The organism is Micromonospora sp. NPDC049171 (assembly GCF_040648275.1).
GTDB lineage: Bacteria > Actinomycetota > Actinomycetes > Mycobacteriales > Micromonosporaceae > Micromonospora.
This window is the reverse complement of the sequence record NZ_JBEZDJ010000027.1, coordinates 61,645-85,861: the sequence shown is the minus strand read 5'-3', so window position 1 is coordinate 85,861 and position 24,217 is coordinate 61,645. Positions and strand designations below refer to the sequence as shown.

Genomic DNA, 24,217 nt, shown 5'->3' with positions numbered 1-24,217 from the left:
GACCGTGCCGTTCACTGGACGGCACGCCGACTGAAGCTTCGTACGCTGGTGACCGTGACCATCGCGGCCACCCCGGTCAGGACCAGCAGACAGACCCAGGCCGGTATGTGCGCGACGCCGGGCAACATGGCACCGCGTACGCCCTCGGAGACGTAGGTCATCGGGTTGAGGGCGGTGACCGTCTGGAACCAGGGCATCGAGGAGAGCCGTGGCCACGGGTAGTGGATGCAACCGGTCCAGATGATCGGGGTCACGACCAGCGAGAACGTGATGTTGATCCGTTGGATGGGCAGAATCGTCGCCAATGTCATGCCGATGCCGCCCCCGATCCATCCGCCGAGCAGGACCGTCAGCAGGACCATCGGCAGTCGTCCGGGCTGCCAGGGTGCCGAGCCGACCATCAGCGCGCCCAGCGGGTAGATGAGGGCTGCGGCGATGAGCCCGCGCAGCATCGCGACCACGAGCTTGCCGACGGCGACCAGGTTCGTCGACAGCGGGGCGAGAAGCCGGTCCTCGATCTCCCGGGTGAAGCCGAACTCCTTCACCAGTGGCAGCGCGACGCTCTGCAACGCGGTGGTGAGCGCGGCGAGCGCGATGATGCCGGGCAGGAACAGGTCGGCGAAGTTCCCGGCGACGACGCCCTGCCCGCCGAGCACCTTGACGAAGACGAAGAGCATGAACAGCGGGGTGAGGCCGACCTGGACCAGGATGACCCAGAGTTCCTTACCGGTGACCAGCAGGTCCCGGCGCAGGATGGCCAGGAAGACCCGGTGCGCGCTGGGTCTCGGACGTGTCGCCGTGGTGCTCGTCGCCGCTGCCGGCGGAGCGTCGAGGTCGGTCACCGTGGGTCCCTTCCGGTCAGTCCGATGAAGACGTCTTCGAGGCTTGGCTCGGCGATGTGGACGTCGGTGAGGGTCGCCGACCGTGTGGTCACGATGGCGAGCGCCGGCCCGAGCACGGTGGCCGGGTCGGTGGCGAGATGCAGCCGGATCCGGACGCGCTGACGCCCGCCGGGGTCGGGGGTGAGCGTGGCGACCGCCCGTTCCCGGCGGGCCAGTGCGGCCAGTGCGGCGGCCGGCGTACCCGCGCCGAACCCCGCGCCGCCCCCGAGGCCGAGGCCGAGGCCGGAGCGGAGGTTGGCGGCGCCACCGCCGGGCGGTGCGGCCGCGGCGAGCCGTTCACCCTTGCGTACGCCGGCGACCTCGGAAAGCGCCCGCAACAGCTCGTCCGGTTCGTCATGCGCGGCCGGGGTGACCGTCAGGTCGAGGATCGAACGTCCGGCGAGCCCTCTGACCAGGTTGCCCGGCGTGTCCAGGGTGAGCAGCCGGCCCTGGTCGACGATGCCGACCCGGTCGATCAGGGCAGCGGCCGCGTTCATCTGGTGCGTGGTCAGCACGACCGTCACGCCACGCCCGCGCATCTCACGGATTTGGCTCCAGATCGTTCGGCGGGACTGCGGGTCGAGCCCGTTGGTGGGCTCGTCGAGGAAGAGCACCGCCGGTTCGTGGATCAGTGCCCGGGCGATCATGAGCCGTTGCGCCATGCCGCCCGAGTACGCCTCGATCCGCTTGTCCGCCCGATCCGTCAGGCCGAAACGGTCCAGCAGCGCATCGGCCCGGGCGTTGCGTACGGCGCGGCCGACACCGTGGTACGCGGCGTGGTACAGCAGGTTCTGTCGTGGCGTCAGCGAGCGGTCCAGGTTGTTGTGCTGGGGTACGACGGCCAACTGGGCACGGGCCGCGACCGGGTCGCCGACCACGTCGACCCCGCCGACCAACGCCCGGCCCGCGGACGCCCGCAGCCGGGTGGTGAGGATGCCGATGGTGGTCGACTTGCCGGCACCGTTCGGTCCCAGCAGCCCGAAGATCTCGCCGGGGGCCACGGTGAAGGACAGCCCGTCCACGGCTGGGGTCGTGCTCCCGGGATAGCGTTTGACGAGGTCGGAGACCTCGACCGCGGCCGGGCCGCCACCACTGCTGGGCATCTGCTGCTCCCTGTCCTGAGTTGTCGGGTGGATGGGCGCCGGTCGGGTCAGCCGCCGGTTCGGGCGTGTGTGTCGAAGAAACGCCAGATGGTCTCGGTCGCGTCCAGTGCGGTCGCGGGTGGATCCAGGCCGAGGAGGCGTTGCGCCTCCGGTCTGGGGCCGGCGGCGCCGGGCCACTGATGGCCGGCGTCGTCGACGGTGACCAACTCGACAGCGCGTCCCCCGGGGCAGGTGGCGGTCGAGGTGCTGACCAGGCCCGAGGCGGTGGTCACCGGCGCGTCGCATCCGTCGGTCTTCCGCCACTGGCCGAGCAGGTCGGGGATGGGCGGGCCGTCGATCTTGACCGGATTGCGTCCGGTCCCGTCGTTGTCCCGTTTGCCCGGACCACCGTCGAGCGGCACTGTCTGGTCCGCCGTCCCGTGGATGTGGATCACGGAGGTCGGTGCGGGGGATGGGCAGGGGCCGAGTTGGGTCGCCGCCACCGGTCCGATCGCGGCGAACAGCTTCGTGTCGCACGCCAGGCGGTATGCGAGCATCCCGCCGTTGGAGATCCCGGTGGCGTAGACCCGGGCGCGGTCCACCGGAAGCTGGTCGGCCACGGTGGAGACCAGCTGCTGGATGAAGGCCACGTCGTCCACGCCGTCGCGGGCCGGCGGGCCGCAGCAGTCCGGGCTCACCGCCCAGGAACGGCTCAACCCGTCGGGGTACGCGACGACAAAGCCCTCTCGGTCCGCCATCGCGTTCCAGCCGTACGCGGTTTCGGCCTGACTGCCCGTGCCCAGCGCGCCGTGCAGCATGACCACCAACGGAACTCCGGTCGACCGGGCGAGGTTCGCCGGTAGGTAGAGGCGGAAGCCGCGCTCCTGCCCGTCAATCACGAGGGTGTGCGTCGAGGTGCCGCTCGGCATGGTGGACACCGGCCCGACGTCGTGCGGCTTCGGGTCGTCCCGGAACATCCCGCAACCGGCCAGCAGGGTGAGCGCTCCGACGAGCGGCAGGACCGCGAGCAGGTGTCGCCACCGGCCATACCGAACCAAGCGGCTAGTCCAAGATCTACTAATTTGCGTCATATTCGCACCCTGGCATAGGGATGTTCGGGATTTGTAAGGATTTGTACTGGATGGTGTATCCGTGCGGTCGGCCCCGCCCGTGGCTGCCCACGACGCACGGGCGGGGCCAACCGGCTAACAGTGCTGCACACTGAGCCGGATCAGTTCCCAGCCGCCCTCGGGAACGTCGTCGGCGGGGTCCGTACGCAGGTTCATCGGATTGGCCATGCCCAGGTAGAGGGTCGACCCGTCGGCGACCATGTTGCGGATCCCGTAGTTCAGGTAGTTGCCGAGCCCGCTGTTGTCCACCACGGTGGCCGGCTTGCTGGTCGAGTCGAACACGAAGAGGTCGCCGCCGTAGACCGGTGCCGGCGGGGGGTCGTCGGCCAACACGGAGGCGTCGCCGAGCTCGGCCGCGGCCGGACCGGTGACACCCAACAGCCGGGCGGTCTCCTGGCCCAGGTCCTTGGAGATGTAGCTCCAGTCCATGGTGCCCACGTAGAGTTTCCCGCCGGCTACCACCATCTTCCAGGTGTAGTTGTTGTACGGGTTACCCATGCCAGACGGGCCGTACAGCGGGGTGTAGCCGGTCGAGGCGGCGGCCCACAGGCCCGCGCCGCCGTTGCCCGCCGGGTCGTAGGCGGGCAACTGGGGTGCGCCGTACAACAGGTCCACCCGCTGGTGGCTGCCGCCGAAGCTCTTACCTCGGAAGATGCTGATCGCCCGCTGCGTGCTGCGTACCGTGGCGCGCAGCGCGGTCTCGTCCGCCGGTGGGTAGGTCGCGATGTGCACGGTGGTCGCCTTCATCGGCACGTGCATCGTGCCCCAGTAGAGATAGCCGTTGAAGGAGGCCAGCCCACCCAGGGCGTAGGTGCGGGCCACCACCGGCTCGGGCTCGTACCCGTCGACCGACCAGACCTGGGTCCAGCTGTCGGCGTCGGCCGGCGTGAGGCCGCGTTCCCCCTGCGACAGCTTCGGGCTCATCCACACCCCGGCGACCCCGGACAGCGGCTCGTCGGTCGTGCCGGGCACGGCCGCCGCCAGGGCGTCGTCACCGGAACCCGTCCAGGTCGTCACGAAGATCCGCCCGTCGTGCACGGTGAGATCCGCGGCCTGGGCCGGCAGGTTCGCGACCTCGACGAAACTGAACGGGTTGCTCCGGGAGCCGGTCCACCGCAGCACGTGCCCCCGGTTGCCGCCGTTCGCGCCCACCCCGACACCCGCGTAGAGCGCGCCGTCGGCCACCACGAAGTGGCGGATGTTGCCGTACGCCAGCAGGTTCACCGACCCGAGGAAGGCGCCGGTGCCGGTGTCGAAGGCGAACAGGTTGATGCTCTCGCCCAGGGCGGGCCCACCCAGGAACGCCACCCCCTGATGGGTGCCGGCGGCCCGGATTCCGGCAGTCGTGCTCAGCCGGTTGGCGTCGGTGGTGGAGGCGTTCTTCACCGCGTCGGTCTTCTCCGTCAACTGCCGCGAACGTTTGTCGTATGTGTACAGCCGGGGCGGGCGATGGTCGCCAAGAGTGGCGGGCAGGGTCGGGTTGCGTTTCGCGATCTGGCTCTCGCCGTACTCGCACACCCAGTCGTCATTCAGGTTCGGCGTCGTGTTGCGCAGGTTGCGCCCGCTGGTCAGGCAGTTGACGTTCGCTCCGGTGCCGAACCACAGGCTCTGCGCGGTCTGGGTCATGCCCCACAGGTAGGACTGGTTCACCTTCGACTGACCGGTGGCGCACGGAGGACCGGCTGGATAGGCCACACCGACACCGGCGAAGCACTCGTCCGGGGTGCCCTTCCCGATCAGCTTCCGCTCGTACCTCGGCTGATGTCCGGCCGCACCCGGCGCATCCGCCTCGATCGCCGCGGCGGCCGACGCCGGTGCCGCGAGCACGAACAGCAGTCCCAGTACGGCGGCCGCGGCGAGCGGTCGCCGGCCCGACATCCGGAATGGTTTCACAAATGGTTCCTCTCGTTCGACGAAGTCATGACGATTGGTGGGGCACTGTTGCGGGTCAGGCCGCGGCGACCTCGCGGGACCGAGCGGGACCGACCACCCGTCCGGCGACCCGCTGTGCCCAGTCCGCCCCGTCCTCGAACTCCAGGAACCGGGCCAACAGGCCGAGCTGCCCGACCGGGTCGGCGACCAGGTCCTCGTAGCTCATCCGGTGCAGATGTCGCGGAGGCAGGTCGGTGAGCGCCTGCTCGGCCTGGCTGGTCAGGAACGCGCTCAGACCGAGATAGCGGCGCAGGTCCTGACCCCGATCCCGGAGCAGGTCGGCGGTGAGGCGGTCCGGCAGGTACCGTTCCAGATCCTCGGGCACCGACTGGCCGGGCTCGATCCGGAACGGATCCAGCCCGCACCGGCCGAGGAACTCCACCCGCAGCTGGATCAGCTGGAACGACGAGTGCCGGCTCATCGAGCGGGCGGTCGCCTCCCGGTCGCGGGTCAGGTACACCACCTTCGCCTCGGGAAATGCCCGCAACAGGTACGGAGCGACATGGCTCGACCCGCCGGAACGCTCGACCCAGCGCCGCTTGCCGGTCACCGCGGCCAGTAAGTCGAGGAACATCCGGTGGTGATCGCCGACCGACTGCGTCGGGAAGTCCGGCACCCGCTCGGCGAGTTGGTCGAAGAGCCGGTCCGGGTCGGCGGTCAGCTTCGACAGGGTGATGGCGAGGATCCGCGGCAGCTCGGTCATCCGGTCCGCCCACCGACCGGTCAGCGGATAGCGCACCTCCTTCGGCGGCAACCCGATCCGGAAGAGGGTGGCGAGCTCCGCCTTGGGGCTGCTCAGCACCGCCCAGTACGCGGCCCCGGTAAGGACCTCGGAACTGCGCGCCCAGGGTGCGACGGACATGAAGAACTCCTGCGCCGAGAGCGTCTCGGGCTGCTCCGCGATCAGGTCCGAGAGCAGCGTCGAGCCGCACCGGCCGTTGCTGATGATGATCGACCTGCCGGGGACCGGGGTGTCCATCCGAGGACCTCCTGCACGATGGGTTGTCACGGGGCGGTGGCCACCTCGGCCACCTCAACGGAGCACTCCTCGCGGAGCCAGGCCAGGACGAGCCGGCGGACCGCCTCCGGCCGGTCGACCAGGACTGTGTGTTTCTCGCCGGGTAGGACCACGGACCGCGTCTGCGGTAGCAGCCGGACCACGGCCGGTGCCAGCTCGACGACAGCGGAGTTCGCGCCGTAGAGGCAGAGCACCGGTACGCCGATCGCGCTGATCTGCGCGGAACTGGGCAGGGCACTGGCCGGCAGGTCCCTGGCCAGCGTGGTCGTCGCGAGCATCTCGCCGGTGGCCCGTGCCCGGCGGGCCACCCGTTCCCCCCGACCAGCGCTGATCTGTGCCAACGCCTCCGGCCGGGGCAGGAGGTCGGTGGCCCGGTCCAGCCGGCGCGCGACCCGAGCCATCCAGGCCCTGGTCGGTGGTGACGATTCGATCGCCGCGACGGAGGCGACCCGGTCCGGGTGGCGGATCGCGTAGCCGAACGCGATGGTGCCGCCGAACGAGTTGCCGAGCAGGTGCACCGGATCGGTGACGTCGAGTTCGGTCAGCATCGCCGACAGGTCGTCGACGAAGTCGTCGAGGGCGTAGCCGGTGGGCGGGCGCTGGCTGTGGCCGTGCCCCCGCAGGTCGTACATCAGGACCCGCAGCCCGGCATCGGCCAGGGGTTTGGCCAGCGTGAAATACCAGCTCGCGAGGCTGTCGGAGGCCATCCCGTGGATCATCACCAGGGTGGCCGGTCGATCACCCCGCCCGGCGTTGCCCCCGCCCGGCCCGTCGGCCGGTGGATCGAGGCGCTCGATGTGCACCTCGATCCCGTTGGCCCGGATCATCGTCACGAGTGGACCGCCTCGACGACGGTGGGGCTGGCGCCGGTCGGCACGTCCCGGCCGGACCCGTCCGCGTCGAGGGAGCGGGCGATGTGCTCGACCAACTGCCCGACCCGCAACTCACCAACGGTCTCCAGGTCCAGCTTGGCGACGAAATGCGCGAAGTTGACGGTGTTGCCGTACCGGGCCTGCAGCCGGCCGGCGAGGGAGACGACGTCGATGCTCTCCATGCCGAGGTCGTCGCGGAAGGTGGTGTCCATGGTGATGGGTTCATCGGCGGCGAAGTCCCCGAGGACCGCGTAGATGATCTCCGTGAGTTCGGCGAGGATGTCGGCGTGCGAGGCGGCCATGGGGCGTACTCCTTCGAATGGTCGGGAATGGGTGCCGGTCACGGTTGATCAGCCACCGCCCCGGTCCGCGGGCCCCAGGTCCAGGCGACGACGTACCGTCGGGGCGTCAGGTCGTCAGGGTTGCCGACCTCGCGGTGCTCAACCAGGTAGTTCCGCTCGTCGATCTGGACGGTCAGCACCGTGTCCGTGGCGCTCTGCACGGCGAAGCGGCGAGGGCGCCCGTCGAGTCCGGTTCCCTCCGCCTTGCCGACCGCCTCCTTGGCCGCCCAGAACCGGGTGAACCACCGCCGCCGGCCCTCGGCGTCGCCGCCGAGCGAGTCCAGCAGGGCCGTCTCCGCATCGGACAGGGCGAAGTGCACGGTGCTCTCGGGGTGGTCGGTGATCTCGGCGACGTCGATGCCGACGCCCGGCGCGTCGGGTGGCGACGCCGGATCGCGGGGTTTCGCGATGGCAACCCCGATCTCGGCGCAGTGCGCCAGCGAGACGTCGCAGTCGCGCAGGTCACGGCCCGGACGTCCGTGGACCCGGGGCCGCCCGCTCGGATCGTTGCCCACCGTTAGCTCGATCGGGTAGATGTCGCTGTGGCCGTCCTCCCACAACCGGAACCGGACGGCGTCCTTCGCCGCGATCCGGCCCAGCAGCCACTGTTTGCGCGATCGGGCCGGTTGCCGCTCGTAGTCCGCGTACGCGGCCGAGCCCAGGATGCCGCGGGCGGCCATGCCCTGGGTGACCAGGTCGGTCCAGCAGTCGAAGGCCATCGTCCAGCCCTCGGGTTGGATCAGCGACATCGGATGCCGCTCGGGGAACCGTTCCGCCGGCCGCGCCTGCGGATGGCTGTCAAAGCGTCGGTCCACCGCGCCGTCGATCTGTGCCCACACCCGGTCGCCGACCACCAGTTGGGTGTCCGCGACGAGTTGTGCGTCGTCGATCGAGCGCACCCGGGCGACACACTCGAAGGCCGTACCGGGTGCCGGCGGGGGACCGAAGTACCGGATGTGGCCCAGGCCCACGGGCAACGCCACGGTACGGAACGGCTGGGTGGTGATGAGCCAGTTGCCGATCAGCTGCAGCGCGTTGTCCAGCAGCGCCCCCGGCGGCACGGGTGCGGTGACCACTCCCCGCACGTGCATGTCGCCGAGGGCGTGTACGGCGGTGACACCCTGGAACTGCGGGCCGTGGAACATCAGCCGCTCGGCGTACATCTCCTCGGCGCTGATCCGGGGCGGCCGTTCGGTCGCGGGATCGTGCCGCCACACCTCGGGCGCGTCCGCCGGATAGTCCGCGGCGAGTTCCACGGTCGACCGGGCGTACGGGCCGAAGGTGACCGAGACCAGGCCGTCACCGGACGGCTTCACCGTGATCTCGACGTCCTGCGCCGGCTCGGCGATCAGCCAACGGTTGAACCTGGCGTCGCGTACGGCCACCGCCCGCATGCCCGGCACGGCCTGCTCCGCCGCGTCGACCATGTGCTGGACCAGGGTGGTCGCCGGCACCACCGGCCACCGGTCCTCCACGTTCGGCCAGTCCGGTGGTTGGACGAAGAAGCAGTGATCCCGCAGGTACGGCATGGTCTCGACGGAGACTCGCAACGTGATCCGCCGGGCCGTGCCCGCGTTGCCGTTGCCGTTGCCGTTGCCGTTGCCGTTGCCGTTGCCTGCGCCGACGACGACGGCGGCGTCGGTGGGTGTCACGGGCGGGACGCTCGGAGGTGGCGTGACACCTCCCAGCGGCGCCACCGGTGCCGCCGGCCGGTGTGGTCGGAGCGCGGGTGCGGCGGCGTCCAGCACGCTGACCGCGTCCCGGGCCGTGTCCTGCAACAGTGCGGCGAGTTCCGCCGCCGCGCTGGACCGTCCGGCCAGGCGGTGCAGTGCGGCCAGCGCCGTCGCCGGGTTACCGCCGGTGCCCGCCGGCTCCGGCTCGCGCGTCCCGGCCGGCGCCGACGCGTCGACCGGGGCGCCCGCACCGTGAGCCGGCGGACCGGCGGACAGGTGGCCCGGCCGGGTGTCGTTCACGGACACGCCGAGCAGACCGGCGGCTCCCGCCCCGAGCCTGACCAGTGGTCCACCCAGGTCCAGCGGAATCGACGGGCCACGACGTACCGGTTTCCCAGTCGTCTTCGCCGGTGCTGGCGGATCGAGCGCGCTCAGGTTCGGGCTGCCGCCCTCCACCCAGAGCGCGGTGGCGACCCGGCGGAGCTGGTCCAGCCCGCTGCGGTGCTTCACGTTGACCGGCATCGCGAGGTGGTCACGCCCGCGCAGGTTGTCGCTGATCAACGAGGCGAGTTGTCCGGCGCCGAGTTGGAGGAAGACCCGCACGCCGGCGTCGTACATCGCGCCCACCGTCTGACGGAACCAGACCGGCTCCATCATGTGCCGGACAAACAGCGCGTTGACCTGTGCCTCGTCGGCGGGGAACGGTGCCGCCAGGGTCGCCGACCAGACCGGTATCCGGGTCGGGTGCACCTCCCAGCGGCGCAGCGCCGCGCCGATCGACTGGAGGCCGTCGGCGAACACGGGGGTGTGGAAGGCCGACCGGAACGGCAGCTTCTGGCACAGCACGTTCTCCGTACGCAGCGCCTCGACGAGGCGGTCCACCTGGGATTCGGGGCCGTTCACCACGGACTGCGCCGGGGCGTTGTCGTGGGAGAGCACCACCCCCGGGAAATCGCCGAGCATCGGGGCGACGCGCTCCGCGCCGGCTCCCACCGCGGCGAAGACATACCCGGACACCTCGACCGAGTCGGCGTTGAACAGCTCCAGAAATTCGTCCATCTCGGCCGTGCTGATCTGTCCGCTTGTCGCGGCGGCGGTCCACTCGCCGATGCTGTGTCCCGCGACCGTGTCCGGCAGCACGCCGATGCGGCGCAGTGCCTCGTCGAGCAGCTTGCCCACCTCGATCAGCCCGGCGCCGTGCCGGCCCAGGTCCGCCGCGGACCACTGCTGGTCCGGTAGCCCGAAGTGCCCGGCGATATCCGCGGTACGCGGTGCGAACTCGGCCTCCAGGCCGGGGAAGACGAAGGCGAGACGTCCGGTGCCGGCGGCCAGCAGCGGCGACGGACTGAACCAGATGTCCCGCCCACCCCGCCATGCCTGACCTCGGGCCACCGTCTTGCGGGCGACGGCCAGCAGCTTGTCCGTGGGGTTGACGATGCCGATCCGGCTCGTTTCGGCCCCGTTGGCGGGCCTGTTGCTCCGGGCCCGTGCGGTGCCGAGGGCCCGTACCTCGTGGTCGTCGCGGGCCAGCAGTCCGGCCAACCGGACCGGATCCGGCGCGGCGAGCCAGAGCACCTGGTCCGGTTCGGTGACCTCGACAGTCGTCGAGCCGGCCGTGGCCGAGGCCGCGCCTCCTGCGACACCCGCTGTCACCGGGACGCCGCCGGCCGGCCGGTTTCGGCTGCCGGCCGGTTCGGGCGGCTGCTCGATGATGACGTGTGCGTTGATGCCGCCGAAGCCGAAGGCGTTCACCGCGGCGCGACGCGGCCCGTCGCTCTCCCAGGGTTGGGCGGTCGCGATCGGGGCGAACCGGGTCGCCGCCATCTCCGAGCGTGGATCGTCGCAGTGCAGCGTGGGCGGCAGCACCCCCCGGTGTACGGCGAGCGTGGCCTTGATCAGGCCGGCGATCCCGGCGGCCGGCATGGTGTGCCCGATCATCGACTTGACCGATCCGATCACCGGGCGCGGGCCGTCACCCGAGTGCGGTCCGAAGACCTCGGCTACCGAGACCAGTTCGGCCGCGTCGCCGGTGGGCGTGCCGGTGCCGTGCGCCTCCAGCAACCCCACCGCGTCCGGCGCGGTCGGGTCCAGCCCGGCCGCCTCCCAGGCCCGCCGGATGGCCAGCACCTGTCCGGAGGAGGCCGGGTTGAACATGCTCGCCGAGCGGCCGTCGCTGGACATCCCGCTGCCCCGGATCACGGCGTACACCCGGTCGCCGTCCCGGACCGCGTCGGACCACCGCTTGAGGACGACCACACCGGTGCCCTCGCCGATCAGCAGGCCGTCGGACTCCCGGTGGAACGGCCGGCTCTCACCGCGCCGGGACAGCGCCCGCAACTGGTTGAACACCGACCAGAAGCTGATGTCGTGCACGTGGTGCACACCACCGGCCAGGACCGCGTCCAACCGCCCGCTGGTCAGCTCGGTGATCGCCTGGTCGACCGCGATCAGCGACGACGCGCAGGCGGCATCCAGGGTGTACGCCGGACCGCGCAGGTTGAGCCGGTTGGCCACCCGGGACGCGGCCAGGTTCGGCACCAGGCCGATCGTCCCCTCCGGCTGGTACGGGCCGAGCCGCTCGTCGAACTTCTCGCGTACCAGGTCGAGCCGGCTCTGGTCCAGCTCCGGGATCAGCTCCCGCAGCACCTGGATGACCTGGCTCGACATCCGCACCCGTTGGGCGTAGCGGGCCTGGGCCGGACTGAGGATGCCGCCTCGCCCGAGGATCACACCCACCCGGTCGCCGCCGGGCAGCCGGTCCGCACCGCCGGCATCGTCGATCGCGGCGGCGGCCACGTTCAGGGCGATGAGCTGGTCCGGTTCGATCTCCGCCACCGAAGCGGGCATGATGCCGAACCGCAGCGGCTCGAAGTTCGCGAACTCGTCGACGAACCCGCCCCGCCGGCAGTACATCCGGTCCGGTCGGTGGGCCTGCTCCGGGTCGTAGAACTCGTCGTCCCACCGGTGCGGCGGCACGTCGGTGATCGCGTCCACGCCGTCGACCAGGTTGCGCCAGTAGCTTTCCAGGTCACCGGCGCCGGGCATCACCGCCGCCATCCCGACGATCGCGACCGGGTCGCGCCGATCGGTGCTCGTATTCATCCTCGACCTCTCGCTGCACAGTCGACGGGCCTGCCGGGGAGGCGGCTCAGGCGCCGCCGCACCTCGTGCACGATCACCAGCCCGAGGCGGTGTAGACCACGGAGTTGATCTTCGGATCGCCCCAGGCCAGCTCGCTCAACAAGCTGAACGCACCCGCCTCGGGGTCGATCAGTTCGATGCCGCGGCGGGCGTACTCCCTGCTCAGCTCGTCAGTGACCATCCCGCCATGCCCGGCACCCGGCGCCCAGGGGCCCCAGTGCACGGTCAGGCAGCGGTTGCCGGTGGCGTCCGCCCACCGGGTGCCGATCGCGTCGATCGCGTCGTTCGCCGCGGCGTAGTCGCCCTGACCCCGATTGCCGTACGCCGCGGCGATGCTGCCGAACAGCACCACGAAGCGGGGTGCGGAGCCCAGCTCGTCGATCCCGGCCAGCACCGAGCGGGCACCGTCCACCTTGGTGCCGAACACCCGGGCGAACGACTGCGGGTCCTTCTCGGCGATCAGCTTGTCCTCGATCATGCCGGCCGCGTACACGACGCCGTCGACCCGGCCGTGCGTACGCTCGACATCCAGTAGCAGGCCCCGGGTCGCCGACGCGTCCCGCACGTCGAGGGCGTGGTAGCGCACCTCGCTGCCCAGTTCCCGTAGCTCGCTGAGGGTGGCCTCGACCTCACGGGCGGCCAGGACCGCCTGCGCGGCGCGTTCGATCTCCGCCGGTGACCGCATCCCCCGGCGGGCGAGCGCGGCACGCAACGACGCCTTGTCCCGGGCCGACACCAGGTCTGGATCCTCCGGCTCGGTCGGCAGCGGCGTACGGCCGACCAACTCGATCCGGCAGCGGCTCGCCATGGCGACCGTACGGGCGAACCACGGCGTGATCCCGCGTGCCCCGCCGACCAGGACGACCACCGAATCCCGGTCGAGGCCGATCGCCGCGGCCTCGGAGGCACCGTCACCGGCCGGCCCAGCACCGCTCGTTGCCACCGCTCCCAGCGGCACCGGTGCGAGGTCGACCGCCGTCCGCTCGGTCTCGTCCCGTGCGACAACCGGTGCGTCCCCGCCGACCAGCAGCTCGTCGAGCAGGTGTCGGGCGATCCGCTGCGGGTCGGCGGCCGCGTCGACCTCGACGTACCTGGCCGTGACCTGCGGGTATTCCCTGGCGATGGTGCGGAACAGGCCGGCGAGTCCGTCGGTACGGTCGGCCCCGCCAACCGGCCCGGCCGCCAGCAGCCAGCGTGGACCGGTCGCGAGCGCCCGCTTGAGGAACGGGAAGATCTCCGGCAGCAGGGGGGCGCCGGCGCCGGTCAACCCGTCGAGCAGGATCAGCCCGTCGAAGGAGGCGAGCTGATCGGCCTCCTTCCCGTCCACCACACCGGTCTGCCCACCCGCTCCGTGCTCCTGCAGGAGTTCGGCGAGGTACGCGAGCGCCGGGCCGGCGCCGGTGATGAGGAAACTGGTCCCGGCGAGCGGCGAACCGGCGTCCGCCCCGGGCGGACCCGCGATCACCCCTGGCTGGGGCAGGAGCCGCTTCGGCGTGATCCCCAGGCGGCCGGCGGCGGCGACCTCCGGAGCGACCGCCACGGTGTCGGCGACGAAGGCGATCGGCGCGGGTGCGCTGGAGATCGGCGCGGGCGCGCTGGCCGGACTCATCGTGGCCAGCGCCGAGGGCGCTCCGCCGGACGGCGCCGTCATCGGCGCGGGTGCGGCGGTGGTGAGCGCGCGCGCTACGGGCGGCGTCAGCGTGCCGATACCCGCTGACGGTGCCCCGACGGCCTGCCCCTGCATCTTCTGGTTGAGCCAGTCGACCATGGTGCGGACGGTGCGGGCCTTGACCAGGTCTTCGAGTTCGGCTTCGTCGCCTTCGACGGCGAGGCGTAGTCGGGCGGCGACCTCGCCGGCGACTTCGGCGCGTTTGATGGAGTCGATGCTGAGGTCGGCTTCCAGGTCGAGGTCGAGTTCGATGAGGTCGACCGGGTAGCCGGTGCGTTCGCTGATCACTTCGAGGATCGCGGTCTGGAAGTCGGGGCGGGTCAGCACGACCGTGCTGGTCGCGACCAGAGCGTTGGAGTGCGCCGACCCGCTCGCCGGGCCGAGTACCGCGGTCGCGTGGATCACGGTGGTGCTCGTCGTCGACCGCATCTTCTGGTTGAGCCAGTCGACCATGGTGCGTACGGTGCGGGCCTTGACGAGGTCTTCGAGTTCGGCTTCGTCGCCTTCGACGGCGAGGCGTAGTCGGGCGGCGACCTCGCCGGCGACTTCGGCGCGTTTGATGGAGTCGATGCTGAGGTCGGCTTCCAGGTCGAGGTCGAGTTCGATGAGGTCGACCGGGTAGCCGGTGCGTTCGCTGATCACGTCGAGGATCGCGGTCTGGAAGTCGGGACCGGACGCGGCGACAGGTACGGCGGTCACGTCGACCGCGACCGCCGGTGCGGCCGGGGGAGCGGCCGCCACCACCGTCGTCGTGACCTGGGCGACCTCGCTCTCCTGACCCGGTAGCACCACGGGCGGGTACGCCTGGGTGGGCTGCCACACCAGCCGCCCACCCACACCGTCGCCGAAGTAGGCGAGCATCACGTCCCGCTGCGAGGCGATCATGTCCCGGCTGGTGCGCAGGAACTCGCTCAGCAACTCGTCGCGGCCGTCCCGGTTACCGAAGGTGGTCCCGTTCGATGCGGTCATCGACAACTCCTTGATCCGTCGTGGGGGTGTCATCCCGCCGGGCAAGCTGTTTCCGAACTGGTCGCGTACGAGCTGGCCGTCGATCGTCCAGAACGGACGCCGAACCGGCTCGACCGTCGCGAGGGCCGCCGTGTCGCGGCCCTGGAACAACCAGCCAGTCCGAACCGGTACGCCGGCACAGGCCAGTTGGGCGACGGTGACGAGGAAGCCGCGCAGCCCCTCCTCGGGACGTGGTTCGGCGGCGACCGCCAGGTGTGGCCGGTCGCCGAGGACGGCCCGGACCAGTTTGGTGAGGACCTGACCGGGGCCGGCCTCCACGAAGGTCCGGGCGCCGGTGGCGTACATCGACTCGATCTGCTCGACGAAACGCACGGGTGCACCGATCTGCGCGGCGAGCTGTGCACGTACGCGGTCGGCGTCACCGTCGTACGGGGCGGCTGTCTGGTTCGACCAGACCGGGATCGCCGGCTCGCGTACCGTCCTGGCGGCGAGCGACTCGGCGAAACGTGTGGTGCCGGCGGCCACCACCGGGCTGTGGAACGCGCACGCGACGGAGAGTCCCCGGGCCGACAGCCCGGCCGCGCGCAGCGCCGACACCGCCGACCCGACGGCGGGTGTCGGCCCGGAGATCACCACCTGCGTTGGCGCGTTCCGGTTGGCCAGGACAACCTCGCCGGCCAGTCCCGCCTCGGTGAGGACCCGGTCGACCTGCTCGGCGCTGGCGGTGACCGCTGCCATGGTGCCCGGATCGTCGCCGGTGGCGGCGAGGATCGCCTCGGCCCGTTCCCGGCTCAGCGCGAGCAGGGTCTCCGGGTCGAACGCGTCGGCCACGCAGAGCGCGACCAGTTCCCCGTAGCTGTGTCCGCCGGTCAGGTCGGGTCGGACGCCCAGCCGACGCAACAGGTGGTCGACCGCGAGGCCGCCGATGCCCAGTACGGGTTGGGCGACCCGGGTGTCGCGTACCCGGTCCTCCTGCTCGCGCGCCGTCTCGGGGTCGAACGCCGACGGCGGGAAGAGCAGGTCCGCCCACTCGGCACCGAGGCGCAGGTAGTGCCGTATCTCGGGGAACGCCACGAACAGTTCGGCCAGGGCACCCGGCCGCTGGCTTCCCTGACCGGGAAAGAGAAAGGCCACCTTGCCCGGCCCCGGCTCGTCCGGCGGTTGGACCAGTCCGCGCGCCGGGTCGTGTTCGCCGGCCAGGGCCCGGTCCAACAGCTTGGCGAGTTCGTCCCGGTCGCGGGCGACGATGGCGATCCGGACCGCGCCCGCCCGGTGGTCCGCCTCGTCGGCCAGGGACGCGGCCAGGTCCCGCAGCGACCACGGCCTGCCCAGCTCGTCGCGGTTCGACAGCATCTCCACCAGTCGCCGTACCCGCAGTTGGGCGGCGGGCCGGTCGGCGCCACGGAAGCAGAACAGTTCCGCCGGCCAGGACTGCCGCGTGTGCCGCGGCTCCAGGCCGTTCGGGTGCGCACTGAGCACCGCGTGGAAGTTCGTTCCGCCGAAGCCGAACGCGCTCACCCCGGCCAGCCGCTCGGCTGCCGGCGCCACCCACGGGCGGGCGTTGGTGTAGAACGCGAAGGGACTGCGTTCCGGGCTCCACGCCGGGTTCGGCCGGGTCAGGTGAATGGTGGGTGGCTTGACTCCGGTGTACAGCGCGAGGCTCGCCTTGATCACGCCGGCCAGGCCGGCCGCGCACTTGGTGTGCCCGATCTGCGACTTCACCGAGCCCAGCGCGCAACTACCGGGCTCCGCGCCGGCCTCGTCGAAGAACCGGGTCAGGGTCTCCAGTTCGGTACGGTCGCCGACCACGGTGCCGGTACCGTGCGCCTCGACCAGACCGATCTCCCGGGGCGAGACGCCGGTACGGTGGTAGGCCCGGTCGAGGGCGCGCCGCTGTCCACTCGCCCTCGGCGCGGTGAGCCCGAGCGCCCGTCCGTCGCTGGAACTCCCCACGCCCTTGATCACGGCGTAGATCCGGTCGCCGTCGCGTTCGGCGTCGGCCAGCCGCTTCAGTACGACGCACGCCACCCCCTCGCCGAGGGCGATCCCGTCGCCGGTGCTGTCGAACGTACGGCACCGCCCGGTGGGGGAGAGGGCGTGCGCGGAGGTGAACATGAGGTAGTCGTTGATGCCGTTGTGCAGGTCGGCGCCACCGCAGATCATCAGGTCGCTGCTGCCGGCGCTGAGTTCCTTGCACGCGGCGTCCATCGCGGCCAGCGACGAGGCACAGGCGGCGTCGATTGTGTAATTGGGGCCACCGAGGTCGAGGCGGTTGGCGACCCGACCCGCGATGACGTTCGCCAGCACACCGGGAAAGCTGTCCTCGGTGACCGTGGGGAGTTGGTCCTCCAGTTCGGCCGGCACGTCACCCAGGTAGGCCGGGAGCATGGTCCGCAGCGTCTGGGCGTGACCCATGTCGCTGCCGGCCTCGGCACCAAACACCACCCCGGTCTGGCTGTGGTCCGCGCCGGCCGCGTCGTACGGGTATCCGGCGTCGACGAGCGCCCGGTGTGCCACCTCGAGCGCGAGCAACTGGGTCGGGTCGATGCTGCTCAGCGCCGCCGGGGGAATGCCGTAGCGGATCGCGTCGAACGGGACCGGCTCGATGAACCCGCCCCATCGGGAGACGCTGATCCGACCCGCCTGCCCAGGGCCCACCTCGGGCGCGTAGTACGTGTCGACGTCCCACCGGTCGGCTGGCACCTCGGTGACCGCATCGGCGCCACCGAGCACGGTCTGCCAGAAAGTGTGCAGGTCGGGGGAGCCGGGCAAGACGCAGGACATGCCGACGATGGCGATGTCCAGTGGCGCGGGCGGCTCGTCGACCGGCACTGCCGGTGGGGTGAGTTCGGCGCGCAGCGCGGCGGTCCGTACCGCGTGGAACTCCCGTGCCTCGGTGGTGACCTGCTCGTGCAGCTCTGCGACCGTGGTCGGTGCGTGGCGCAGCACCGCGACCTGGCCGGCCATGAACATCCCCTCGACGGCCTGGACCGCCTCGTCGACCTCCACCAGGCCGTCGTCCTCCCGGCGTACGCCCTTGCTGGCGATCCGCAGCCGGCCGACGTTCAGCAGCTCCAGTTGTTCCCAGACCTGGCGGTTCTCCACCCCGGCCGATTCCAGTTCCTCCCGCACGCCGTGGAAGTCGTCGACGAACGGACTCGGCAGGCACCGGGTCGCGTGTCCCGGGGCGGTCTCCAGCAGCGACGTGCCGGTGGCGGCGATGGCCGCACGGTGGAACAGGGGTTGAATCGCGCCCTCCTCGACCGCCTCGCGGGTGAAGAGGTAGGCGGTCCCCATCAGCAACCCGATCTGCGCCCCGCGCCCGGTCAGGGGAGCCGCCATCGCGGCGACCATCGCCGCCGACCGCGCGTCGTGGATCCCGCCCGCGAACAGCAGTTGCAGCCGCCCGGCATCGTCCGGCGTGTCCGCCAGGAACTCCTCCAGCACCAGCAGCTGCGCCTCCCACAGGGGAAAGCTCGCCCGCGGGCCGACGTGGCCGCCGCACTCCGCGCCCTCGAAGACGAACTTGCGTGCGCCCGCCCGCAGGAACTGCCGCAGCAACCCCGGCGACGGCACGTGCAGGAAGGTGTTGATCCCGTCCCGCTCCAACTCGGTGGCCTGCGACGGCCGGCCGCCCGCGATGATGGCGCACGCGGGTCTGATCTCCCGGATCGCCGCAAGTTGTGCCGCGCGCAACTCGTCGGGCGCGAAGCCGAGCACCCCGACGCCCCAGGGCCGGTCGCCCAGCCGGTCGGCGGTCTCCCGGAGCACCCGGCGGGACTGTTCCGCGCCAGACAGGGCGAGCGCGATGAAGGGCAGCGCACCGTCGGCGGCGACCGCGGCCGCGAACGGGGCCTCGTCGCTGACCCGGGTCATCGGGCCCTGCACCACGGGTATCCGTACGTTGAGGGCGTCGGCGAGGGCGGCACCAGGCACCAGGGCGTCCCCGGCGGCCGGTTCGACTATCGCTTCGAGCAGGGTGGCGCGGATTCCGCGTACGGCTGCGGCGGTGTCGGGCCAGCGCCGGGCGAAGACGGCGGCGAGCCAGCCGTCCTGGCCGATCGGCAGCAGCTGTGAGGCGCTGTCGTGCGGACCGCCTCGGCGGATTCCGCGTACGCCGTCGACCAGGACCGTCTCGGAGCCGTCCATCCGGCGGATCGCGCCCCGTACGTCCGCCGGTAGCTCGGACTCCGGCATGAGGGCGAGCTGGCTGTCCAGGACGACGCCGGCCGCGCCGCCGATGACACAGGCGACGGCGGTGCGGGGGCCGATGCCGCCGGCGACCCAGATCGGCAGGTCGATGCCGTCGGCTGCGGCCAGTTGCTGGAGTAGGACGAACGAGCTGAGCTCGCTGACCCTGCCGCCACCCTCCATGCCCCGCGCGATGAGCCCGTGTGCCCCGGCGGCGACGGCCAGCCGAGCGTCGTCGAGGCTGGTCACCTCGACCAGCACCCGGTACCTGTCAACCACGTCGGCCAGTTGCCACGGTGTGTCCAGCGGTACGACAACGAGATCGACCAGGCCGTGGCCGGCCCGGTCCACGTCAGCCTGCGTGGCGGTGCAGCCGGCCGGCACGCGTACGCCGATCGGCTCGCTCGACCCGGCGGTGGCCTGGGCCAGGGCGGTGAGTGTCCAGCTGTCGCCGGAGGCGAGGTCCAGGACGCCGTGACCGCCGCCGTGGCGGGCGGCCGTGACGATGCCGGGACTGGGTTCGAGGAGGCTACCGGCGCTGATCGCGATCACCAGATCGCGCGTGTTCGGTGCAGGGCTCATCGGACTCCCAATTCATGTGGCGACGGTTCTCGGACGCGACCGTATGAATCAAATGATCAACCGCGGAGGTGGCCCGCGATAATTGGCGTTAGTCAATCTCGGGCTCCAATTAAGTTAAGCCAGCTTAGTTACGGCTCAGTTAACTCTGTCTAACCAGGGCGCTGGCCTGCTGATTCTTCCGGCCAGCCCGCTGAAGCACGAGACATCTTCCGTCTGTCGGGGCATGCCAGCCTGACCTGGGCGGATGGCCGACAACTTCGACCCTGCCATGGGCCATCGTGTTAACTATCCACTTAATTTGATTTCCAATATGTTGCCGGCCACCCCAAAAAAGTGATGTCGATCACTATGGCCTTGCCAATCAGGCTTATAAAAGCACTCTTAGCTGGTCGGTTTGGTTGGGGCCGGAACCATTCCTATCTGCCGGGTATGGAATTTGTCTGGGCCGGGCCCCCGTCGAATGCGCGGAATGCCGACCGGAGAGGGGGGGAATCGACCGACAAAATGCCTTGTCATCGCGCGGAGCGGCCCGGGGACCGTCGTGAACCGACCATCGCCGGCCGGGCCCGGTCCGTTCCACCGAGCCGCGCCGGCCGTGCTTCGCGAGCCCTTCAAGGACATGAGCCCCACGCCATCCCTCCGTACGTCCGTTCCTCGACACCCCTCGGGGTCGATGGGCCGCAACGCCTGCGCGTGCCCAGCGGCACCGCCGGGTGCCTGTCGGCGATCACCGCACCGGCAAGACCCCGCCGACGGGCCGCCCACCCGCCTGTCCAAACCCGAGCCCTCAGCTCCCCACCCCACCTGCCCTCGACGAACTGGTGGTCCCTCATGCGCAAAATCCTCCTGCTGGCCCTGGTTGGCCTCGGCGCCCAACTGGTCGACGGCAGCCTCGGCATGGCCTACGGCGTGACCTCGACAACCCTGCTGCTCGCCGTCGGCGTTCATGCCGCCGCCGCCTCGGCCACCGTGCACCTGGCCGAGATCGGCACCACCCTCGCCTCCGGTGCTGCCCACTGGCGGTTCGGCAACGTCGACGCAAAGGTCGTCGCGCGGATCGGCATTCCTGGTGCGGTTGGCGCCTTCGCTGGCGCGACCTTCCTGTCCAACCTCTCCACCGACGCGGCGGCACCGATCATGTCGCTGATCCTGCTCACCCTCGGTAGCTACCTCCTGGTCCGCTTCACCACCTTCGGTCTGCCTCGAGGCAACGTGGGCAAGCCGCTTCGCAAGCGATTCCTCGGTCCGCTGGGCCTGCTCGCCGGCTTCGTCGATGCCACCGGTGGCGGTGGCTGGGGACCGATCGGGACCCCGGCGATCCTGGCCAGTGGCAGGCTCGAACCACGCAAGGTCATTGGATCGATCGACACCAGCGAGTTTCTGGTCGCCGTCGCGGCGAGCCTCGGCTTCCTGGTGGGGATCGGTGCGGAGAACATCAACTTCGGCTGGGTCGTCGCCCTACTCATCGGCGGGGTCGTCGCCGCGCCGGTGGCGGCCTGGCTCGTACGCAAGGTCCCGCCCCGGGTGCTCGGCTCCGCGGTCGGCGGCATGATCGTGCTGACGAACAGTCGAACCCTGCTTCGCGGTGATTGGTTCGATGCCCCGGCAACCGTTCGTTACGGCTGTTACACCGTCATCTGCGCGGTATGGGCGGCCGCCGTCGCCCACTCGATCCGTCAACACCTGACGGAGCAGCAGCGGAATCCGATTGGGACCGGTAGCGACTCGATGCCTCGGCCCAGTTGACCACAATGCCGGCACCTCCCGGTCCGCGGTCCGGGAGCCACGTACCCAGGGTCTGTGTCGAAGTCCTCAGGCCGGCCAGGGGCTTTGACACAGGCCCTGAAAGGATCTGCGGCCGGCCGGGAACAGCGCGCCGCTCCTCGCGGTAGCGCGCTGGGCGTCGCGCAGGCTGACCGTGGGTTGCTCAGAAGCCGCTGACCCGGGTGCCGCAGGCCGCACGGACATGTGAATCGGCGGTGACCGCCGGGTGACGGTCACCGCCGATCGCATGGTCGAACCGGTCAGGCGGCGGAGCAGGCGGCGTCCAGCTCCTTGATGGCGGCTTCCAGGGCCTTCTTGCTGGGCTTGGCGTCGGCGGACTCGTTGTACGCGTCGCTCAGGCTCATCATCTCGTTCTGGATTTTCTCGGAGGCGGCGGTGACTGCCTGGCTGGCACCCATCGAGTGCGCCAGGATCGCGACCGAGCCGGCGGCCCACTGTGCACTGACCGCGAAGTGCCCGGCTGGTGGGCCGATCTTCTCGGCCTTGCCGATCTTGGCCGCGTTGTCCTTGATGTCCTTCTTGATGTCGGCGCAGGCCTTCACTGTGGTCGCGTCGTTGGCCACGCTGCTGGCCGCGGTGGTGGCCGCACCAACGGTCGGGGCGGCGCTCGATGCCACCGGGGACGGCGAGGTCGCGGTGCTCTCAGTTGTGGGCTGCGGATCGCAGCCGGACATCGCGATCGCCGCCGCAACCGCCACGCCAGTCAGGACGAGTCGAGTTCGGTTCATCGATGTTTCCCCCATGATCTTCATGTTCGGCGGACGCTACCAGCCCCGGTCGAACGGGTGGGACCAGTTAATGGGCCGACGAGCACCACATGAGGTGGGAAGTGTGCGCTGACCCCGCCCAGACTTTGGCCGGAGGCGGTGAACCTCGTGCGCTCGGCGTTGACGAACCGGGCGGCCCTAGGGCGTGTGTCAAGTCCTCGGTCGAGCCGAGGCGGAGTCCAGACGGCGGTCCAACGCGGCCGGTCGTCGTCTGGGCCCGCCGTAGGCCGGCCGGCGCTTTGACACACGCCCTAGCTTCGAGGAAGCACGGTGATGGCCGCGATGGCGCTGTTGACGACGGTGGCCGTCACGGTGCGGGTCACGGCTGCCGCTGCGGCATCGGCACCCCAGTCGCCCCGCTCGAGTTCCTTGGCTCGGTTGATCACCGATGACGTCCACGGGATCTCGCGGTGGAACTGCGGGAGCGTTCCGCTCGCCGAGAGCAGCGCCGTGAGCGCGGCGACACGGGCCTGCGGTTCGGCACCGTCCACGAGGACCCGCCGAACGTCGGCGAGCAGGCGGGCCCGTCGTTCGGTCCTGCCGTCGCGCAGGGCCGTCGTCCGGAACAGGCCGAGCACCCTACGGGGCTCCTGGACGATGTCGCCTCGCGCGATGAGCCGCTCCAACACCGGCTTGCGCAGGCTCGGACCGATCGCTGCGAGTGCGGTCTGCACCCCTCTCGGTTTCTCGGCGAGGTAGTCCCATGCCGGACGCAGCAGGCCATCCGACGGTGGGTGACCCGCCACGCTTCTGAGCCGCCCCCGCTCCGCCGTGCCCAGGTGCTCGCCGAGGGCGAGGTCCGCGAGGACGGCTCCACCGAGGACGTAGAAGAGGGTGCCCTCTCCTGCGATGGTCCCGGATCGGGGTTGGAACAGGAGCAGTAGGAGATCTTCTGCCAGGGTCGGGGCGTCCGACCGGCGTTCGATCGTCATCGGCGGGGCTCCCAGCGGAAGAGGCGGGTGGCGAGGGCGACGGCGACGACGACCCAACCGAGCGTGGGCGCGAGCAGGAGCAGTGAGTCGGTCACGGCGACGCCGCCGTTCCAGGCGTTCATGGTCAGTTCGGTGGCCGCGCCGCCGGGCAGCAGCCGCTTGAGCCAGGCGAGGTTCTCGGTGCCGGAGATGCCCACCCAACTGGCCATGGCGATCACCCCGAGGGTAACGGGGAGGGTGGTGACCTGGGCGTGTTCGGGGGAGTTGGTCAGCCCGGCCGTGGCCAGCGCCAGGCCGATCATCATGGCCGCGGTCGCGAGGACCGCCACCACCAGCAGGGCGACGTTCGCCGGTTCGCCGGCGACCACGGCCAGGGCGGTCAGGATCGCGGTCACCTGCACCACGGTGAGGAGGAGTACGGGCAGCAGCGCTCAGGCTCGGCGTCCAGGGCTTCGTCAGCAAGGGCGCCGAGCCAGCCCACATCACCTCGGTCATCGCCACCCTGCACTCGGGGAAACGCTGGATCGACCCGGACGTGTCCGCGCTCGCCGTCACCGAGGACTGCCCCCTCACCGATCGGGAGGCCGACGTCCTGCGGGTCACCGGCGAGGGCTACTCGGTCGCCGACATCGCCGCTCGGCTCCACCTCGCGCCCGGCACCGTCCGCAACTACCTCTCCAACGCGATGCGCAAGACCCAGACCCGGACCCGCCACGAAGCGGCCCGCTACGCCCGCGAACACGACTGGCTGTAACGGCGGTCCGGCACCGCCCGGCGGACGACTCCGGACAATCTCGATCGCGGCACGCGGGTAGTTACAGGGCAGCGCTGGTCTTTCCCAGGATGGCGGCGAGTGCGCCGAAGTCGACGTCCTGCCCTTCGGTGATATCGACGGTCTTACGCTCGCCGTTGCCCATCGCCCGGAGGAATCCCTTGACCTCGGGGACGTCCGCCGCGTTGAACACCATGAACGAGACCTTGGCCTTGGCGACCGCGATGACGGCCGCGTAGTGGCCGTTCTTGAGGAAGTGCGGCTTGCCGTACTGGAGTCGTTCCTCCACGCCTGGAACGGTCTGGTCGATCATCGCGCGCAGCTTCTCGCAGACCTCGATCTGCCACGGCTGCGTCTTGTTGATGTACTGGGTGACCTCGTCGTTCACGGCGTTCTCCCTCGTTGGTGCTCACTGGCCCGCAGAACGTGCCGTAGCCGAGGGTAGGTGATCGCCTCGCTCTTACGCTGCCCTGCCGACCG

The 24,217-nt window shown here is 70.8% G+C and carries 15 protein-coding genes; 2 read left to right on the top strand and 13 right to left on the bottom strand.

Annotated elements, in window-relative coordinates:
• Nucleotides 1–11 precede the first annotated feature (11 nt).
• From AB0B14_RS29090 to AB0B14_RS29050, 9 genes are all read right to left on the bottom strand, one after another.
• Nucleotides 12–842: an ABC transporter permease gene (locus tag AB0B14_RS29090; protein ID WP_357073784.1), complete on the bottom strand. Its 831-nt coding sequence runs from the start codon at nt 840–842 to the stop codon at nt 12–14.
• The gene (locus AB0B14_RS29085; RefSeq protein ID WP_357525285.1) at nt 839–1,984 is read right to left on the bottom strand and encodes an ABC transporter ATP-binding protein; all 1,146 of its coding nucleotides are present in this window, start codon (nt 1,982–1,984) and stop codon (nt 839–841) included. The genes AB0B14_RS29090 and AB0B14_RS29085 overlap by 4 nt, the downstream gene beginning before the upstream one ends.
• Before the next feature lie 47 nt (nt 1,985–2,031).
• Nucleotides 2,032–3,021, bottom strand: coding sequence for a PHB depolymerase family esterase (locus tag AB0B14_RS29080; RefSeq protein WP_357525283.1), 990 nt, complete (start codon nt 3,019–3,021; stop codon nt 2,032–2,034).
• 147 nt (nt 3,022–3,168) lie between these two features.
• Nucleotides 3,169–4,971 carry a hypothetical protein gene (locus AB0B14_RS29075; RefSeq protein ID WP_357525281.1) on the bottom strand — a complete coding sequence of 601 codons (1,803 nt, stop codon included), beginning with the start codon at nt 4,969–4,971 and terminating at the stop codon, nt 3,169–3,171.
• A gap of 70 nt (nt 4,972–5,041) precedes the next feature.
• Entirely contained in the window at nt 5,042–6,004 is a 963-nt protein-coding gene (locus AB0B14_RS29070) for a hypothetical protein (protein WP_357525279.1), read from the bottom strand.
• A gap of 26 nt (nt 6,005–6,030) precedes the next feature.
• Entirely contained in the window at nt 6,031–6,870 is an 840-nt protein-coding gene (locus AB0B14_RS29065) for an alpha/beta hydrolase (RefSeq protein ID WP_357525334.1), read from the bottom strand.
• Nucleotides 6,871–6,872: 2 nt separating this feature from the next.
• Nucleotides 6,873–7,217 carry an acyl carrier protein gene (locus AB0B14_RS29060; RefSeq protein WP_357525277.1) on the bottom strand — a complete coding sequence of 115 codons (345 nt, stop codon included), beginning with the start codon at nt 7,215–7,217 and terminating at the stop codon, nt 6,873–6,875.
• A gap of 38 nt (nt 7,218–7,255) precedes the next feature.
• Complete coding sequence (locus AB0B14_RS29055) at nt 7,256–12,031, bottom strand: beta-ketoacyl synthase N-terminal-like domain-containing protein (RefSeq protein WP_357525275.1); 4,776 nt, start codon at nt 12,029–12,031, stop codon at nt 7,256–7,258.
• Between the two features lie 73 nt (nt 12,032–12,104).
• The gene (locus tag AB0B14_RS29050) at nt 12,105–19,481 is read right to left on the bottom strand and encodes an SDR family NAD(P)-dependent oxidoreductase (RefSeq protein WP_357525273.1); all 7,377 of its coding nucleotides are present in this window, start codon (nt 19,479–19,481) and stop codon (nt 12,105–12,107) included.
• Nucleotides 19,482–20,312: 831 nt separating this feature from the next.
• On the opposite strand from AB0B14_RS29050, the gene AB0B14_RS29045 reads away from it, so the two are divergent.
• A complete protein-coding gene (locus AB0B14_RS29045; protein ID WP_357525271.1) occupies nt 20,313–21,227 on the top strand; it encodes a sulfite exporter TauE/SafE family protein in 915 nt (304 codons plus the stop codon).
• A 278-nt stretch (nt 21,228–21,505) separates the two neighbouring features.
• Here AB0B14_RS29045 and AB0B14_RS29040 read toward each other — a convergent pair whose 3' ends face one another.
• The 3 genes from AB0B14_RS29040 to AB0B14_RS29030 all read right to left on the bottom strand — a co-directional run bounded on the left by AB0B14_RS29040 (nt 21,506) and on the right by AB0B14_RS29030 (nt 23,360).
• Nucleotides 21,506–21,994, bottom strand: coding sequence for a hypothetical protein (locus tag AB0B14_RS29040; protein WP_357525269.1), 489 nt, complete (start codon nt 21,992–21,994; stop codon nt 21,506–21,508).
• A 290-nt stretch (nt 21,995–22,284) separates the two neighbouring features.
• The gene (locus tag AB0B14_RS29035; RefSeq protein WP_357525267.1) at nt 22,285–22,965 is read right to left on the bottom strand and encodes a GPP34 family phosphoprotein; all 681 of its coding nucleotides are present in this window, start codon (nt 22,963–22,965) and stop codon (nt 22,285–22,287) included.
• The gene (locus AB0B14_RS29030; protein ID WP_357525265.1) at nt 22,962–23,360 is read right to left on the bottom strand and encodes a hypothetical protein; all 399 of its coding nucleotides are present in this window, start codon (nt 23,358–23,360) and stop codon (nt 22,962–22,964) included. Before AB0B14_RS29030 ends, AB0B14_RS29035 begins: the two co-directional genes overlap by 4 nt.
• A gap of 140 nt (nt 23,361–23,500) precedes the next feature.
• Here AB0B14_RS29030 and AB0B14_RS29025 point away from each other — a divergent pair, with 140 nt between their 5' ends.
• Complete coding sequence (locus tag AB0B14_RS29025) at nt 23,501–23,719, top strand: LuxR C-terminal-related transcriptional regulator (protein WP_357525263.1); 219 nt, start codon at nt 23,501–23,503, stop codon at nt 23,717–23,719.
• A gap of 61 nt (nt 23,720–23,780) precedes the next feature.
• On the opposite strand, the gene AB0B14_RS29020 is transcribed toward AB0B14_RS29025, so the two are convergent.
• A complete protein-coding gene (locus AB0B14_RS29020) occupies nt 23,781–24,125 on the bottom strand; it encodes a DUF1801 domain-containing protein (protein WP_357073827.1) in 345 nt (114 codons plus the stop codon).
• Nucleotides 24,126–24,217 lie beyond the last annotated feature (92 nt).